The following is a 16,010-nucleotide window of genomic DNA, read 5'->3' as shown; positions in this document are numbered from 1 at the left end:
GGTACGCCCGCTTCACCACCTTCGACCCCACAGGTGCCAGCGTAGCGGGCACGCCCGTCACACTGTCGTCGATGCGCTAACCCTGTCCTGAAGGACAGGGCCTGCGCGCTACGCATCTCGGTCACCCCGGTGGTCCTCTACCGGGTCGTGCACGAGGAACCCGACCTGACCGGTGTCGACCCCGGGCTGCACGCGATCGTCCAGGATGCGATGAGCAAGAATCCGGCGGCCCGCCCCACGACGGCGGACCTGCTCCGGCGGCTCGCCGAGGGCGGTGACGGGCGGGCCGCCGCGGTTGCCATCCGCCCGGGTGCCCGGCCGGCGGCAGCGACGGCGACGGCGATGGCCGCGACGGCGGTCGCAGCGGCGGCGGCACGGCCGATCACCCCGGTGCGGGCGACGCGGCGTGGTCGGCTCCCGCCCCGGCGACCCGCCCGCTCGGCGCGGACCGTCTCACGCCGCCGAGCCGGGCCGCGCCGTTCCCGACGGCGGGTGGTCCCGATCCCGATCCCGGCCGGAGTCTCCCGCCCGCTCCGGTCGCCGGCCGGGCCCGGCCGGTGTGGCGATCACCGGCGGCGCTGGTCGCCGCCATCGTCTCCGCCGTACTGGTGCTGGCCTTCAGCACCTCGGCGGGCGGCATTTACCTGATCAGTCCGAGCGGCGGCGACGTCCGCCAGGTCGCCGGCCCGGACATCTGGCACCCGGGCTGGTCCCCCAGGGCACACTCGTCTTCGTCAAGGACGACAGCGCCGGCGACTTCTCGCCGCCACCGGCCCGGTGCACGTGATGAACCTGGACGGGACCGGCGAACGGGCGCTGGGCGGACGAACGGCCAGCGGCGTGGTGCGGTGGGCGCAGTCGGCTCGGCAGTGACCGTCCGGGAGTTGTGGACCGCCGCCGGGCACAGGCCGCGACCGCGGCGGTGTTGGGAACCCGAATAGTGATCGCCGTCGGTATAGCAGCATTGTGCTGGGCCAGCAGCACAATGCCGAACGCGCGGCCTGTGTCAGGACGGAGCCCGGCGGCGCGCGGGAGCCGGGCTCCCGCGCGCCGCCGGAACGTGCCGACTCGCGCCGGCTCGAATTCGCCGCGGTTCAGAATCCGTCCGGCTCGGTGAAGGGGCCGTCCGGGCCGTAGGCGGCGACCTCGGTGAAGATGGTCGCGCGCATCGCCGGGTCCTGCAGCGGACGCAGCGGCGAGGTGGCCGGCTTGTGGTCCGCTCCACGTTCCCAGGTCACGAACTCGGCCATGCTCGCCCACTCGCTGACGACGGCGAACTTCGTCGGCTCGGCGGCGGAGCGCAGCAGGCGGTTCCCGAGCAGGCCGGGCGTGCCCACCAGCTTGGAGCTGATCTCGTGGTAGGCACGCTCGACCGCGCCCTGATCCTCGGCCGGGTCGACCGCCCACAGCATCACCCGCACCCGGCCACCGTCACCGGCCTCAGCCTCGACCGGGCCGGACGCGGGCGACCCGGCAACAGCCGACTCGCCAGTGGACGACTCGGCCACAGCCGGCTCCGCGGTCGCCGACTCCGCAACGGCCGGCTCCGCTGGAGCCGACTCCGCTGAGGCGGTCTCCTGCGGGTCGGTCTCCGGCGGGGCATCCGCCTTCTTCTTGCGGCGGATCACTCGGCCGCCGCGCCGACAAGGTGGGTGAGCACGGTCCCGGTGACCATCGAGCCGCTGGCCCGCAGGGGGTGGAGGATCTTGCGGTGCTCCAGGTGGCCGGGGCTCAGCTCGAACTCGCGGAACTTCGGCTCGTCCACCCAGTCGCTGATGATGTAGTACGTGCTCGGCTCGTCCTCGGAGCGGATCAGCCACTGGCCGAGGTTCGCCGGGTGGCTGGTCACGCCGTCCCCGATCCGCAGCCAGGTCTGCTCGAACTCCTGCTCGCGGCCCGGGTGGATGTGCATGGTCAGCATGATGCGGAACGGCTGGGGGTGGCCCATCAGATTCCTCCGTCGACCGTGAAGGTGGCGCCGTTGACGTAGCTGGACACGTCGCTGGCGAGGAACAGGACGACGGCGGCGACCTCGTTGGCCTCGCCGAGCCGGCCCAGCGGGATGCGGTTGGTGTACGCGGCGCGCGCCGCCGGGGGCATGCCGGCCGCCTGGTCGGTCTCGATGACGCCCGGCGAGACCAGGTTCACCCGGATGCCCTTGGAGCCGAGCTCCTTGGACAGCGAGCGGGTGAGGCCGATCAGGCCCGTCTTGGCCGCCGTGTAGTGGGCGCGCAGCGGCACGCCGACGAGCCCGGCGCCGGACCCGATGTTGACGACCGTCCCGGAGTCGCCGAGCAGCGGCAGCGCACCCTGGGTGACGAGGTGGGTCGCGGTCAGGTTGGTGGTCAGCACCTGCGTCCAGGCGTCCAGCGGCAGGTCGGCGTACGGGATGTGGCTGATCGTCCCGACGCTGTTCACGACGATGTCGAGGCTGCCGCCGAGGTGGGTGCCGGCCGCTGACAGCAGCTCGGTGATCTGCGCGGGGTCGGCGACGTCGGCCTGCACCAGCAGGTGGTCGTTGCCGGTGTCCTTGAGCTCGCGGCGCAGGCTTTCGGCGTCCTCGGTCTGGCGCTGGTGGCCGACCACGACGGTGGCGCCGGCCTGGGCGAGCCCGAGCACGACGGCCCGGCCGATACCGCGCGTGCCGCCGGTGACCAGGGCACGCTTGCCGGCCAGGTCTGGGAACATCAGTGATCCTCTCGAAAGGTGAGTCCGGAACGTTCCGGTGGCCTTGGCCACCCGGGATCCCCCGGCGCGCCGACGGCGTCGTCAGCGCACCGGAGAGGCAGGTCAGTCGGTGTCGACCGCCCGCAGGACGAGCGAGCTGTTGAACCCGCCGTGGCCGCGCGCGTTGACCAGCGCGACCCGGACCCGGCCCTCGCGCGGCGAGCGCACCAGGTCGAGGCCGTGGGCGGGGTCGGGCTCGTCGAGGTTGCCCACGGCGGGGATCACCCCGTCGCGGATCGACAGCAGCGCGGTCGCCGCGGCGAGGGCGGAGCCGCCGGCGCACAGCCGTCCGATGAGCCCCTGCGGGGCGGTGACGGGCACCGCTCCGGCGCCGAAGACGGCCCGGATGGCCTCCGCCTCCAGCGCGTCGAGGTCCGGTGAGCCGGCGCCGTCGGCGAACACGACGTCGACGTCGGCGGGGGTGAGCTCCGCGTCGGCGAGCGCGCGACGCATCGCCGCGGCCAGCCAGCGCGAGTCCGCCGGCGCCTGCTCGTGGTGCGCGCCGTCGTGGGTGGCCGCGTAGCCGGCGATCTCGCCGTAGACGCGGGCGCCGCGGCGGGCCGCGGCAGCCGGGTCCTCGACGAGCAGGGTCGCCCCACCCTCACCGGGCAGGTAACCGTTGGCGCGGACGTCGAACGGCTTGTAGCCGTCCGCGGGGCTCGCCGCGGAGCTGACCCGGCCGCTGCTGAGGTGGCAGGTCAGCGCGTACGGCGTCAGCCCGCACTCGGCGCCGCCGGCGAGCACCGTGGGGGTGCCGCGCCGGATGGTGCGCCGGGCCTGGGCGAGGCTGTCGACGCCGCCGGCGCCGTCGGAGACGAGGACGCCCGACGGGCCCTTGAGCCCGTGCCGGATCGAGGTCTGGCCGGTCGTCGCCGCGTAGAACCAGGCGATCGACTGGTAGACACTGACCGCGGTGCGCCCGCGCGTCCACAGCCGGGACAGCTCCCGCTGGCCGAAGTCGTTGCCCCCCGAGCCGCTACCGAAGACCACCGACGTCTCGTACGGGTCGTGCTCGGCCGGGTCGTAGGCGGCGTCGGCCAGCGCCAGCTTGGACGCGGCCATGCCCATCCAGGTCCAGCGGTCGGTCTGCACGAGGTAGCGGTGGTCGACGAACTCCTCGGCGACGAAGTCGGGGACCTCGCCGGCGATCCGGGTGTCGTAGCGGCTCGCGTCGAACCGGGTGATCGGCGCGACGCGCAGCTCGCCGCGCAGCGTCGAGGCCCAGTAGGCGTCGAGGCCCACCCCGCTGGGCGCGATGACCCCGAGCCCGGTGATGACCGGCCGCACCGGGCCCGCGGCCCGGCCGGCCGTACCGGCCGGCGCGGTGTCCAGGACGGTCATGCCCGGTCCGCCGAGGCCAGGACGATGGCCGACTGGAACCCGCCGAACCCGCTGCCGACCGACAGTGCCGCGTCCACCGTGTGGTCGCGGGCGGTGTTCGGGACGTAGTCCAGGTCGCACTCGGGGTCGCGGGTCGACCAGTTCGCCGTCGGCGGCACCACGTTGTGCTCGATCGCCAGGGCGCAGGCCGCGAGCTCGATGGAGCCGATCGCGCCGAGGGAGTGGCCGACCATCGACTTGATCGAGCTGACCGGCACCTCGTGGGCGTGGGCGCCCAGCGACCGCTTGAAAGCGGCCGTCTCGTGCCGGTCGTTCTGCTTCGTCCCCGACCCGTGGGCGTTGACGTAGTCGACGGCGGACGGGTCGAGCCGCGCCTGGTCCAGGGCGATGCGGATGGCCTCGGCCATCTCGACGCCGTCCGGGCGCAGGCCGGTCATGTGGAAGGCGTTGGACCGCGAGGCGTACCCGCCGACCTCACAGTAGATGTGCGCGCCACGGGCCCGGGCCGACTCCAGCTCCTCGAGGATCAGCACGGCGCTGCCCTCTCCCATCACGAAGCCGTCGCGGCTGGCGTCGAACGGCCGCGAGGCGTGCTCGGGGTCGTCGTTGCGGGCCGAGGTGGCGCGGATGGCGTCGAAGCAGGCGATGGAGATCGGCGAGAGCGGCGCGTCGGAGGCGCCGGCGATCACGATGTCCGCCTCGCCGTCGACGATGAGCTGGTGGCCGTAGCCGACCGCGTCGATGCCGGAGGTGCACCCGGTGGAGACCACGAACGACGGGCCGTGCGCGCCGAAGCGGCAGGCGATCTCGGTGGCCAGGCAGCTCGGCACGAGCGCGTGGTAGAGGAACGAGCTCGCGTAGCGCGGGTCGACCTCCCAGTGCTTCCCGCCGTCGCTGACGACCACGTACTCGTTCTCGAGCCGGGTGGTCGCCCCGACGGCGCTGCCCATGCTCACCCCGACGACCGGCCCGTCGCCCGGCTCGCGTTCGGTGCCGCCGACACCGAGGCCGAGGTCCAGCCCGCTGTCGGCCACCGCCTCCGCGGCCGCGGCCAGCGCGAACTGCACGAACCGGTCGTTGCGCGCGATCTCCTGGCGGGTGAGGCCGGCGGCGAGCGGGTCGAAGTCGCATTCGGCCGCGACCTGTGACCGGAACGGCGACGGGTCGAAGAAGGACAGCCGGCGGGTGGCGGTGCGGCCGTCTGTGAGCAGGGTCCAGAACTCTTTGCGGTTCGAGCCACCGGGGGCGACGACGCCGACCCCGGTCACCGCGGTGCGGCGCGGACCCCCGTCCCGTGACGCCGGCCCGTGAGCGTCGTCCGGCCGCGACCGCTGCGTGGGTTTGTTCACTGCTGCGACTGCTCGGGTAGCGGCTCGGTGTCCACGTGCCCCAGGTCGGGCCGCGGCGCGAGCGGGCTGAGGTGGAAGACGAGGAAGGCCACCTCGTCGCCGGTGTTCACGATCCGGTGCCGCATGCCGATCGGGATGAGCAGGCCGTGCTCGGCGGGCAGCGCGGTGTGCTCGCCGTCGAGGCGGGCGGTGACCGCGCCGCTGACGCAGTAGAGGAACTCCTCGGAGTAGGGGTGCCAGTGCTCGGTCACCACTTCTTCGGGCTGCAGGGTGAGGGTGCCCAGGAACCCGGACTTGGCGCCGACGGTCGCCGGGGACAGCAGCGTGCGGATGTCACCGCCGCGGCGCCGGTTGGCCGGCACGTCGTGGATCGAGAGGACCTTGGGGACCGTCAGGGGCGCGGGGGTTGCGATGCTCACCGTTATCTCCTCAGACCTGCTCGGGAACCTGGACCTGGTCGGCCGCCGGCGCGGCGGCGCGGGCCGCCGCCTCGACCTTGCCGCGGATGGCCGCCTGCTCGCGCGGTGTGTTCGTGTTGATCCGCTCGGTCATCTGCTCGGTCGTCACCGGCGCCGTCGGGCGCATCTTGAAGTCCTGCACCCAGCGCATCCGGGTGCCGGTGCCCTCGGGCAGGTACGTCCACTCGATGTGCATGTACTCGAAGGGCCCCGTCTCCACCCGGTAGGCGCGGACCTTGTGGTTCACCGGGTCGAGGGTGCGCTCGGACACCCAGCTCCAGGACGTCCCGTTCTCGTCCGGGTGCATCGTCAGCCGAAACTTGAAGGTGTTCTCGGCCTTCTCGAGGATCTCGACCGAGGCGTACTCGGTGAACAGCGACGGCCAGGACTCCAGGTCGTTCGTCATGGACCAGACGAGGTCGATGTCGGCATCGATGAAGATCGAGTTGTCGGTGTGCCCGCTCATGTGTTTCTCCGGTTCGCTCACTGGAGGGGAATGGTCTCGGCCTGGAGTCTCAGGCGACCTCGGACTGCAGGAGCGCGCTGTTCACCGTGGTGAGGATGTCGGCGAGGGTGTATCCCTCCGGCGCCTCGTTCGGCAGGTCGACACCGAACCGCTCCTGTACCTCGGCCTGGAGCTGCAGGTAGGCGAGCGAGTCCAGACCGATGTCGGTGAACGTCACGCCGAGTTCGGTCGGACGGTCCTCCGGCGGCAGGCCGGCCTGCTCCACGAGGAAGTCGAGAAGCTCGTCGGCGGTCCACTGCAGGGGCATCTGCGTTCCCTTCTCACCATTCCCGCGTCCGCGGGATACGGTTGTGACATCAATCTCTGAAACTCGGGCAGCCTGAAAGCTCGAAAGACAGCGCTCCGGAGACCGGGCGGCCTGAACCCAGGGCACCCGAAACCACGGTGACCTGCGTTCGGGGGGCTGGGAGCGGACGGCCGGCGGACCGCCGGCCGCGGGCGCGCGGACCCGGCCCGGACAGCGGCGTCCGAGGCTCGGGCAGGGCGGCCTGCGGGCATGGCGGGGCCACCAGCCGCGCGGGGCGGATGGCTGCGGCGCATGCGACGAAGGTCGGGACGGCCCGTTCGTCCTGCGGCGGCCGGCCGCGCGGAGGCGGAGCCCCGGGGCCGGCGCGGAACCTGGTCCCGCGCCGGCGCGGGCTCAGGGACCGCTCTGATCGGCCACCCAGGTGTAGAAGCTGTCGGCCATCGCGTCCCGGGGGCCGCGCCAGGTCTGCGGGTCGTACGCCGCGATGTACTTCTCGAGCTTGCTGTTCACGTCGACGAACAGCGGGTGCTCCCGAACCGGCGGCAGCGTGCCGTTGATGTCCGCCCGGCTCTCGATGAGATGGAAGTACAGCCCGTGGAAACGGAAAAGGTCGCGCCGGGCGACGCCGACGAGATGTGGAAGCTCGCCGGCGTCCGACTCCGCGAAGACGTCGGCGACCGCACCGGCGTCTTCGGGGTTCATCCGGGCGACAATCAGCGTCCGCTGGCTGGTCGTGCGTTGGTTCGGAACCGAGCCGGATTCCGTCGGCACTCGATCTCCTCTTTCGGAGTCACGATGAACAGGCTGCGCCGCGCGTGTTCGAACACGGCCGACCGCTACCGAAGGGCCGGATCGACCCGAAGGCACCGGCCATATCGGATGCGCTCGGCACCGACACGCGCAAGTGACCGGTCTCACGCGTTCGCCGGTCGGCGAAGCCACCTGGCCGGTTCCTGCTGTGGTGGTCCGCGCCAGTTATACGTAATTCCGGTTGCTCATCGGAATCATGCGGCCCATCGGAACTTCTGTCCGGCATTCCGGGTGGCAGGAAGTTGCCCTGACCATCTACTGCCAACGATCCGACCAACTGATCACAACGCGGTTACAACCAACCCCGCCGGGCCGCGACCGTCCCGGCCTGAAAGCGGCTACGGGCGTCCAGGCGGGTCATGAGGTCGGCGACCATCCGACGCACCGTACGGACGGACACCCCGAGATGGCGGGCCGCCGCCTCGTCCTTCACACCCAGGCTGAGCAGCCTTAAAAGCAGCCGCTCGGTGTCGTTCGGCCGGTCGTCCGCAGGGCTCTCCAGGTCGCCGTCGGCCTCCGCGGCCAGCGGCTCGGCGCTGTCCCAGACCTGCTCGAACAGCATCGTGACCAGGTTCGCCAGCGCGGGCGAGCGCACGATCAGCGCGTGCGGGTCGGTGCCGTGCTGCACGAACTGCACCAGCCCGACCCGGCCGTCCACGGTCGTCGCGTCGATGCGCGGGTCGTCGGCGAGCCGGGCCTCCAGGCCGTGCGAGGCGACCGTGCGGACGTAACCGACACCCGTCTCGTCGGTGCTGACCGTGCGTGGGAGGACGCTGCGCATCGCCACACCGCGCTGCAGCGCCCGCAGCTCGACCGGGAGAACCTCCGCGGTCAACGCCGGCGGGCGGCCGCGCCGGGTGTGCAGCGCGAGCACCTCCTTCTCGGCCCGGCCGACAAGGGTGAGCAGTTCGGCCCGGGCCTGGTCGGCGCTGTCGATGTGCTCGACCTCCGCGCCGTCCCCACCGGGCCGGTTGTCCAGGTACTCCGAGACGAACGTGCTCACCTGCGCCCGGGCCCGGACAAGCCGCTCGTGGCGGCGGATGAGCGCCTCGTGCTGAGCCTGGAGCAGATGCTCCAGACCGGCCTCCGGGTGGACGGCGACCAGGTGGCCGGGATGTTCGGTGGAGGGCAACAGCAGTGACAACTCGACGAGCCGGTCCCGTGACCGGCGGACCGTGTCGTTCGCCTGCCCCACCGCCGTGGCCACCCCGTCGACATCCATGTCGGGATGTCTCAGCCACAACCGGTAGGCCGACAGCGTGACGTCGTCGAGACCGAGAAGCTCGAGCAAGATCCCCTTCCCAGGTCGAAGCGGATGGTCCGCGGGCGCTGGGGCGGCACGCGCGGTGTCGTTCACCGTGAGCCGGTCGGCAGCCCCGGTCGCTGGCTCTCCGCGGAGACCACCTCCAGGGCGTGGCGGACCAGCGCGATGAGCGACTGGCGCACCGACTCCCGCTGGCGGGCGTCGCACAGCACCATCGGCCGGCGGGGGTCGAGGTCCAGCGCCGCGCGGATGTCCTCGCTGCGGTAACGGCGCGCGCCCTCGAAGTGGTTCAGGGCGATGAGGAACGGGATGTCACGTTCCTCGAAGTAGTCGATGGCGGGAAACGAGTCGGCGAGACGGCGGGTGTCGACGAGCACGATCGCGCCGATCGCACCCAGGACGAGTTCGTCCCACATGAACCAGAAGCGGTCCTGGCCGGGGGTCCCGAACAGGTAGAGAATCACGCTGTCGACCAGGGTGATTCGGCCGAAGTCCATGGCCACCGTCGTCGTCGTCTTGGACGCGACGGCGCTGGTGTCGTCAACACCGATACTCGCGGACGTCATCGCGGCCTCGGTGGTGAGCGGGGGAATCTCGCTCACCGCGCCGACGAACGTCGTCTTCCCGACTCCGAAACCACCGGCAACGATGATCTTGACCGGATGCGGCGCCGGTGTATCGGCCGCTCGGGTCCTAGAGAGCCTGGAGTCCACTGAGCACCTTTTCGATAATCGCCACGCTGGGGCGGTCCGACGTTCGTTCGGGCCGGTGCACACTCACCAGCCCGGCGTCGAGCATGTCGCCGACGAGCACACGTGCCACGCCGACTGGGAGGTTGAGTCGGGCGGAGATCTCGACGACGGACTGGAGCCGCTGGCAGAGCACCGCTATGGCACGCTGCTCCGGTTCCAGCGTGGTCGCGATGGCCCGCCCCTGCGGAGAGGTGGACACCAGGGCCACCAGATCCAGGGTCCGGTTACTGGGACGGGTGCGCCCCCCCGTGACGGCGTAGGGCCGCACCACCGGCCCGGCCTCGTCGTCGAACCATTCCTCATCCCCTGACACCGCGGTCCTCCTGCCTGGGATCGTCATTTGCCCGCGGTGGCGCGTCACCGGTTCCAGCCCGTGGGGAACGGGCCGGAACCGGTGACGCGCCACCGCGCGTGCATTCGGACAGGTCCTAAATCGGCAGCGCCGACTGCATTTCGGCGCGAAGCTCCGGCGTCAGAAACTCACCCACCCTCGTCACCAGCAGCGCCATCTCGTAGGCGATGAGACCGATATCCGCGCCCGGGCTGCTGAGAATAGCCAGGCACGAGCCGTCACCGACCGCGGTGACGAACAGGAATCCCGCCTCCATCTCGACGATGGTCTGCCGAACGTTACCGCCGCCGAAGAACCGGCCGGCGCCCCGGGCGAGGCTGTTGAATCCGGACGCCACCGCGGCGAGCTGGTCAGCGGTGGCCCGGTCCATTCCACGCGAGGTCGCAAGCAGCAGACCGTCCGAAGAAAGCACGATCACATAGGTGACCTCGGGGACCTTCTTGACCAGGTTGTTGAGCAACCAGTTCATGTTCTCCGACGGCCCCAGCGGACGCATCAGGTTACCTTCCTCACATCATCTCCGTCATTGGACACCGTTCCGTCCTCGATCCCACGGCCGAAGTTGGCCTGGAAGGACGACATCATGCTGCGGATCTCCTCGGGTGAACGAGGGCCCGCGGCGAGCGACGAACGGCCCGCGTCCGCGTTCTCCCGGCGCAGCTGCGGCGCCAGGTTCGCGCGCCGCCGCCGCTTGGGCAGGCCGAGCTCGTCGAGACCGTCGTCGGCGGACTCCTCCGCCGCGGCGGCTCCCGTGTCGAACGGGGGTGCCGCCGGCGGCGGGTTGGCCCCGGGGTAGGCGGAGCCCCCACCGGTGGACTGCCCCGGGTGCGACGACCGGGCCGAGCGGCGGAAGGCGCCGTCGCCGATGCCGCCGTCCTGGCGTCCGGGGTAGGCCTGTTCCGCCCCGCCGTACCCGTTCTCCCGCATGGGACGGCCGAATTCCTGGCCGCGGTCCGCGCGGGGCTCGCGGTAGCCGGTCCCGTCCCCGGCCGGGCTCTGCTGGCCCGGTGGCGTGTAGTCGGCGCGGGCGTAGTCGCCCGAGGCCCGCCCGGTCCGTGAGCGGGACGGCAGCCCGGCCCCGGGCTGGGAGTCACCCGAGCCGAAGCCGTCACCCGAACCGAAACCTCCGGCCGAGCCGAAGCCGTCGCCGGTCTCCTGCCCCAGGCCGCCGCCATTCCCGAAACCGCCGTCGTTCCCGGGACCACCATCGGTCCCGAGGCCGCCGCCGGTACCGAAACCGGACCGGCTGAACTCGGCGGTGTGGTAATCCGAGTCAGCGAAGCCACCCGATCCGTTGCCGGCCATGCCGTTGGCGCCGGCATCGGTCGCGCCGCCACCGAAGCCGCCGGCGTAGCCGCCGCCGTCACCGAAGCCCGCGTCACCGTAGCCGCCGCCGTCACCGAAGCCGTTCGGACCGAAGCCGCTGAACTGACCGGTGTCGGGCGGAGCGCTGAACAGCGAGCCGCCACCGAACTCGCCACCACCCGGAGGCGGACCGAACAGCGAGGCCGCCGGGTCGGACCGTCCGTCGGACCAGCCCGTGTTCCTCCCGGCCCCCGCGTCGTCCGGGTAACCGGCGCCGTCCCGGGACGGCGGGAGCTCGGCCCGCCGCGTCGGGCCGGTCAGCTCGCCCGGACGGCGCGGCGGTACCGGACCGTCGTCGTCTCCCTCGTCGTCTGTCCGGTTCCTGCCACCGGGCTTCTCCGCGACGAACCAGCTCGACCGCGCCGTGGCGAAGACCGGGAGGTCGTCGATCAGCGTCTCGTCGGCGCTGGTGCCGGCACCGTTGACGGCTCCGCCCGCCGACAGCGCCGCCGCGTCCAGGGCGTCCCCGGGGATGTCCCCCGCCCAGTGGCCGTTGCTCTCCGGGCTGGCGCCACCGGCCCCGTTCACCCGCTCACCGATGCCGTTGAGCGAACCGGCCAGGTCCGAGCCCTGCGTGCCGGCGCTCGACGCGCCGACCGCGGCGAACTCGCGCGGACTGCTGTCCTCGCCCTTGTCGTCGGAGGCACGCAGCAGGGTCGCGGGCAGCAGGACGATCGCCATCGTGCCGCCGTACGGCGACGGCCGCAGCCGCACCTGGACGTCGTGCCGCTCCGCCAGCCGGCTGACCACGAACAGACCCAGCCGCTCGCTGGTCGACAGGTCGAACGGCGGCGGGTTCGCCAGCCGGTTGTTGAGCGCGTCGATCTCCTCCTGGTTCATCCCGAGTCCGCGGTCCTCGATCTCGACCACGAAGCCGTTGGAGACCGGGTGCCCGGCGACCTGCACGGGCGTGTGCGGGGGCGAGAAGGAGGTAGCGTTCTCGATCAGCTCGGCGAACATGTGGATCACGTCACCGACCGCGTGGCCGGAGACGGCGCCACCGGTGATGGGCAGGACCTTGACCCGGGTGTAGTCCTCGACCTCGGCGACCGCACCGCGGACGACGTCCTTGATCGGAACCGGCCGGCGCCAGCCACGGGCGGGCTTGGAGCCGGAGAGGACGATGAGGTCCTCGGCGTGGCGCCGCATACGGGTCGCGAGATGGTCGAGGCGGAACAGCTCCTCGAGCTCGTCCGGGTCGGTCTCCTTGCGCTCCAGCGCGTCGATGATCTTCAGCTGGCGGTGGATCAGGGCCTGGCTGCGGCGGGCGAGGTTGAGGAAGGTGTCCCCGATGCTCTTGCGCATCGCGGCCTGCTCGACGGCGGTGCGCACCGCCACCTCGTGCACCGTGGCGAACGCCTCCGCCAGCTGGCCGATCTCGTCCTTGCTGGTCGCGGGTACCGGGAAGGACTCGGCGTCGATGTCGACGGGCTCACCCCGGTGCAGCCGGTCGACGACGCTGGGCAGCCGCTCGTTGGCGACGTCGAGCGCGCCTCCACGCAGGCGGCGGAGCTGGCCGATCATGGGGCTCGCGACGAGCAACGAGATCACGACCGACAACACGAGGATGATCGCCACGCCGATGCTTCCGAGCAGGGCGTCCCGCGAGGCCGTACTCGCGATGTCGCGGCTTATCGCCGCCAGGTCGGTCGCGATCTGCACCTCGACGTCGTGCATCTGGCCGATCTTGCCGTCGGCGGCGGTCAGCCAGTCACGAAGGCCGACGGTGGGGGGTTGCTGCGCGCTGAGCGCGCTGACCACGTCCTCGCGCATCTGGTTGACGCCGGTGGCCGAGCGCCCGACCGTGTTCGTGAACAGCTCCAGCTCGGACGGCGTCGCCGTGGTGCGGAACTGCTCGGTCCAGGCGGTCTCCGCGCCGGCGGTGGCCAGCAGCGCGCGCAGCATCTGCGGGTTGGCCCCGCCCAGGGAGAGCATCTGGGCGACCGAACCACGCTGCTGGGAGGCCTGTTCCTTGGCCTGGGAGATACCGGCCAGCGTGGTAGCACCGTTGACCAGCTTGGCGTCGGAGCTACCGGCCGCGACTCGCGCGTTGAGTAGCAGCAGCTCGTTCACGGCCTCGTTGTAGAAGGCCCCGTTCGCCGCGATCTGGGTCTGGCGAGCGTCAATCTGCTTGCGGTGCTCGGCCAGCTGGTCGAGATGTGTCCGGATGGAACTCAGCGTCGAGCCGAGGGCGTCGCGCGCGGACGCGGGCAGCGTCTGCTCGTCGGCCTGGTAGGCGGCGAGGGCCTCGTCGACGGGCTTGCGCGCCGCCACCGCCCCCTCCCCCAGCACCGGGTTGGTGAAGCCCGATCCGACGTAAGAGTTGGTCGCATAGCGTTCGCGCTGAAGCACGTGGACCAGGTTGTTACCTTTGATCGAGAAGTCGGCGAGCGCCTCGATGCGGTCCGCGGCCCGGACGTTGTCGACGTCCCCGCGCACCTGTATCGCGCTCAGCACGGCCAGCGCGGCCAGCGGGACGATCAGAATCACCACTAGCTTCGAGCGGATGGGCCAATTCCGGAGCATCCAGTCCTCTCGTCCGACGCCCCGGGGTTGGGCGCCTCGTGTGCGGGTTGAGCGAGTCGCTCATTCGATGCCTGGTCCGCGACGGACGGCGCGCGACAAGGGCGGACCGCGATCGAATGACACCCGGCCCGCGCCCGCCTGAAAGCGTCCGACGTCGGACAACTGTAGCGAGCCTGCCTGCAAGTCCCCTCAGCACGTCCCATCAGCACACCGATGAGGACGGCGAGAGTGGGCGGCCTTTGTCAACCGGCTCACGGAAGGGGTATTCCCGGCAGGAATCACGGAATCACAGGCTGTAAGCGCTCCCCGCCTTGGCGCCAGCGATTGTTGGACGCCCTTTGATATACAGGAATACATACAGCATGGTGATGCACATCACATCAGGCGTGGTCTAGATCCTGTCCCGATAGCCGTCAGCAGGCGTACTACCTGCGCATTCGCAAACAGGAACCGATCACCGTCGACGAACGGCGCAGCGGACGGGGAAGCCCCGGCGGCCCATTCGCCCACGGCGCAGGCCACCATGCCCGGCGCCCGAACGCGGGCCGACACGCCCGAGGCATCCGACGGCACGGAGCGCCCCGGATGAGCAAATTTGCCGCCCGTTGGGTTGAAGTCGGGTTTGGGTTCGCGATCCGGAGCGCTGCGCCGACCCGCCGCGCGACCCGGCGGCCATCCACCGCCGGCGCCTCGGACGGTCGCTGTCGCGGCGGCCGAACTCACTGCCGCGCGACGGCGATCCCGCGCGCAACCGCGTGAAGACCCAGGTGGGACGTGCCCCGGAGAGACCGGCCGGGACGGACCGGGTCCCGCCCTCACACCCCTGGATTTGACCGAAAGCGGCATTCTTCGTGTAGCAGCTTCGACCAGGCCGCTCCCCGCCGACCGCACCGCCCAACCCGGTTTGCACTGCTGGCCACCAGACATCCTCGCTGGCCACCGGACGTCCCGCCGGCCGCCGCGCGCAACCCGCGGACCCGCACAACCCGCAAGCCGCTGTCCGAGCACGGGATGGTCGCAAGACCGCGGACAGGGCGCGAGCGATCAGGCTCATTCGATCGGGCATTACGCGGGTACCGGCCGTCCGCCGTTCGACTCCGGTCCCACGGACGCGGTGCTGTACCGCATCATCCACGGCACACCGCGCCTGGACGGCCTGCCCGGCTGTCGCACGGCTGGAGCAGAGCGCGGCCGGGCGGCGCCGCCTCGCCGTCGACGGTGCCGGGACGACCTTCGCCGCCGCGGGCGGCGGGGGCGGCCCGACCGTGTTCACCGTGGACCCGGCGCGGCTCGTCCGGCTGGCCTGCGCCGGTGAGGACGCGCCCGACGAGCGGTGGTGGTCCCGGGAACTGCCGGACGTCCCCTTCCTCGACCCCTGCACACGCTGAGCGAGCGCCCATTCTCGATACGGTCGCCCGACGCGGCAGGCAGGCGCTCAGCGCCAGGTACCACCCACGCAGCGCGACCAGCGGCGGCCGCCCCCCGTGGATGCAGGTCACAACACTTTCCCCGCCGCCACCTGGCACGCCACCGTGGACATGCAGGACACCGGGGCGCAACGGGGCCGACGCGGCCAGACCACCATGAGCAGCCGAATCACACCGACGCCCGCCATCCGTTTGGAGAAGGAGCGTTCGGTCCATGACTGTCGGGGAGTGGCTCGTCTCGGTCGGGGTGCGTCATCTGGTGACGATGCCGGACGGGCCGTCCCCGGGTGCGGCGCTGACGGGGCCGGGCTCGCCCCACCAGATCACCGCCCCGGATGAGGCCTGCGCCCGCCTGCTGGCGACAGCCGCCGCCGCACTGGGCCACGGACCTGGCGCGACCTGGGACGGCGAGGTGCTCACGCTGCTGTCCGCGCCGGCCGTGGCCTCCCCCGGGGCCCCGCCCGCCGCACCGACCCGGGTGGATCCGATCCCCTCACCGGCCGCCCTGGTCGCCGCGCTCGAGGCGGCCCGCGCCCGCGGCACGGCCGAGATCCGGCTGCGGCTGGGCTTCCCCCTGGACTTCCCCGTTCCCGTGTCTGCCGCCGCGCCCGTGCACGCGCCCGTGGCCGTGGCGACGGCGACGGCGACGGCGACGGCGACGGCGACGGCGACCGAATCGGGCACCGCGGCCGGTGCGGCGTCCGAGGTCGTCGGCTCGCTCCTCGCACGGGACGACGCGCCACTCAACCCGGCCCGCGCCGCCGCCGACGTCGCCGAGACGCTGCCGGCGAACGGGATCGTCCTGGCCGAGCCGGGTGCCGCCGGGCTGTGGGTGGATCACACCGTGCCCACTGTCGGCGGAGAGG

Annotated in this window: 16 protein-coding genes; 2 read left to right on the top strand and 14 right to left on the bottom strand. The window is 71.9% G+C overall.

The window, feature by feature from the left end; genetic code table 11:
• Window positions 1-1,094: 1,094 nt before the first annotated feature.
• The 14 genes from FMEAI12_RS10965 to FMEAI12_RS10900 form a co-directional block, all read right to left on the bottom strand.
• Window positions 1,095-1,412, bottom strand: coding sequence for an antibiotic biosynthesis monooxygenase (locus FMEAI12_RS10965; RefSeq protein ID WP_041255782.1), 318 nt, complete (start codon window positions 1,410-1,412; stop codon window positions 1,095-1,097).
• A 212-nt stretch (window positions 1,413-1,624) separates the two neighbouring features.
• Window positions 1,625-1,948, bottom strand: a complete 324-nt coding sequence (locus FMEAI12_RS10960; protein ID WP_018505692.1) for an antibiotic biosynthesis monooxygenase — start codon at window positions 1,946-1,948, stop codon at window positions 1,625-1,627.
• Window positions 1,948-2,688, bottom strand: a complete 741-nt coding sequence (locus FMEAI12_RS10955; RefSeq protein WP_071066858.1) for an SDR family NAD(P)-dependent oxidoreductase — start codon at window positions 2,686-2,688, stop codon at window positions 1,948-1,950. The genes FMEAI12_RS10960 and FMEAI12_RS10955 overlap by 1 nt, the downstream gene beginning before the upstream one ends.
• Before the next feature lie 102 nt (window positions 2,689-2,790).
• On the bottom strand, window positions 2,791-4,068 hold the full coding sequence (locus FMEAI12_RS10950) for a beta-ketoacyl synthase N-terminal-like domain-containing protein (protein WP_112105929.1): 1,278 nt from the start codon (window positions 4,066-4,068) through the stop codon (window positions 2,791-2,793).
• A complete protein-coding gene (locus FMEAI12_RS10945; protein WP_112105928.1) occupies window positions 4,065-5,336 on the bottom strand; it encodes a beta-ketoacyl synthase in 1,272 nt (423 codons plus the stop codon). Before FMEAI12_RS10945 ends, FMEAI12_RS10950 begins: the two co-directional genes overlap by 4 nt.
• Before the next feature lie 77 nt (window positions 5,337-5,413).
• Window positions 5,414-5,836, bottom strand: coding sequence for a cupin domain-containing protein (locus FMEAI12_RS10940; RefSeq protein WP_018505688.1), 423 nt, complete (start codon window positions 5,834-5,836; stop codon window positions 5,414-5,416).
• Window positions 5,837-5,846: 10 nt separating this feature from the next.
• A complete protein-coding gene (locus FMEAI12_RS10935; protein ID WP_071066856.1) occupies window positions 5,847-6,341 on the bottom strand; it encodes an SRPBCC family protein in 495 nt (164 codons plus the stop codon).
• Between the two features lie 49 nt (window positions 6,342-6,390).
• Window positions 6,391-6,648, bottom strand: coding sequence for an acyl carrier protein (locus FMEAI12_RS10930; protein WP_071066855.1), 258 nt, complete (start codon window positions 6,646-6,648; stop codon window positions 6,391-6,393).
• A 393-nt stretch (window positions 6,649-7,041) separates the two neighbouring features.
• Window positions 7,042-7,419: a TcmI family type II polyketide cyclase gene (locus FMEAI12_RS10925; RefSeq protein ID WP_018505685.1), complete on the bottom strand. Its 378-nt coding sequence runs from the start codon at window positions 7,417-7,419 to the stop codon at window positions 7,042-7,044.
• A gap of 331 nt (window positions 7,420-7,750) precedes the next feature.
• The gene (locus FMEAI12_RS10920) at window positions 7,751-8,749 is read right to left on the bottom strand and encodes a LuxR C-terminal-related transcriptional regulator (RefSeq protein WP_020459985.1); all 999 of its coding nucleotides are present in this window, start codon (window positions 8,747-8,749) and stop codon (window positions 7,751-7,753) included.
• Window positions 8,750-8,811: 62 nt separating this feature from the next.
• Window positions 8,812-9,435 (bottom strand): ATP/GTP-binding protein, encoded by a 624-nt coding sequence (locus FMEAI12_RS10915; protein ID WP_020459984.1) that lies wholly within the window; start codon window positions 9,433-9,435, stop codon window positions 8,812-8,814.
• Window positions 9,416-9,787, bottom strand: coding sequence for a DUF742 domain-containing protein (locus FMEAI12_RS10910; protein WP_020459983.1), 372 nt, complete (start codon window positions 9,785-9,787; stop codon window positions 9,416-9,418). The genes FMEAI12_RS10915 and FMEAI12_RS10910 overlap by 20 nt, the downstream gene beginning before the upstream one ends.
• Before the next feature lie 115 nt (window positions 9,788-9,902).
• Window positions 9,903-10,322, bottom strand: coding sequence for a roadblock/LC7 domain-containing protein (locus FMEAI12_RS10905; RefSeq protein WP_018505681.1), 420 nt, complete (start codon window positions 10,320-10,322; stop codon window positions 9,903-9,905).
• Window positions 10,322-13,717 (bottom strand): nitrate- and nitrite sensing domain-containing protein, encoded by a 3,396-nt coding sequence (locus tag FMEAI12_RS10900; protein ID WP_112105927.1) that lies wholly within the window; start codon window positions 13,715-13,717, stop codon window positions 10,322-10,324. Before FMEAI12_RS10900 ends, FMEAI12_RS10905 begins: the two co-directional genes overlap by 1 nt.
• Before the next feature lie 1,265 nt (window positions 13,718-14,982).
• Here FMEAI12_RS10900 and FMEAI12_RS39215 point away from each other — a divergent pair.
• The gene (locus tag FMEAI12_RS39215) at window positions 14,983-15,105 is read left to right on the top strand and encodes a hypothetical protein (RefSeq protein WP_255565680.1); all 123 of its coding nucleotides are present in this window, start codon (window positions 14,983-14,985) and stop codon (window positions 15,103-15,105) included.
• A gap of 253 nt (window positions 15,106-15,358) precedes the next feature.
• Window positions 15,359-16,010 (top strand): hypothetical protein (locus tag FMEAI12_RS10895; RefSeq protein ID WP_112105926.1); only part of this gene is annotated, 652 nt, incomplete at its 3' end.

The organism is Parafrankia sp. Ea1.12, from assembly GCF_900465275.1.
In the GTDB taxonomy this organism is placed as follows: domain Bacteria; phylum Actinomycetota; class Actinomycetes; order Frankiales; family Frankiaceae; genus Parafrankia; species Parafrankia soli.
Note: the sequence above shows the minus strand (reverse complement) of the source record. Positions and strands in the feature narration are given on the sequence as shown.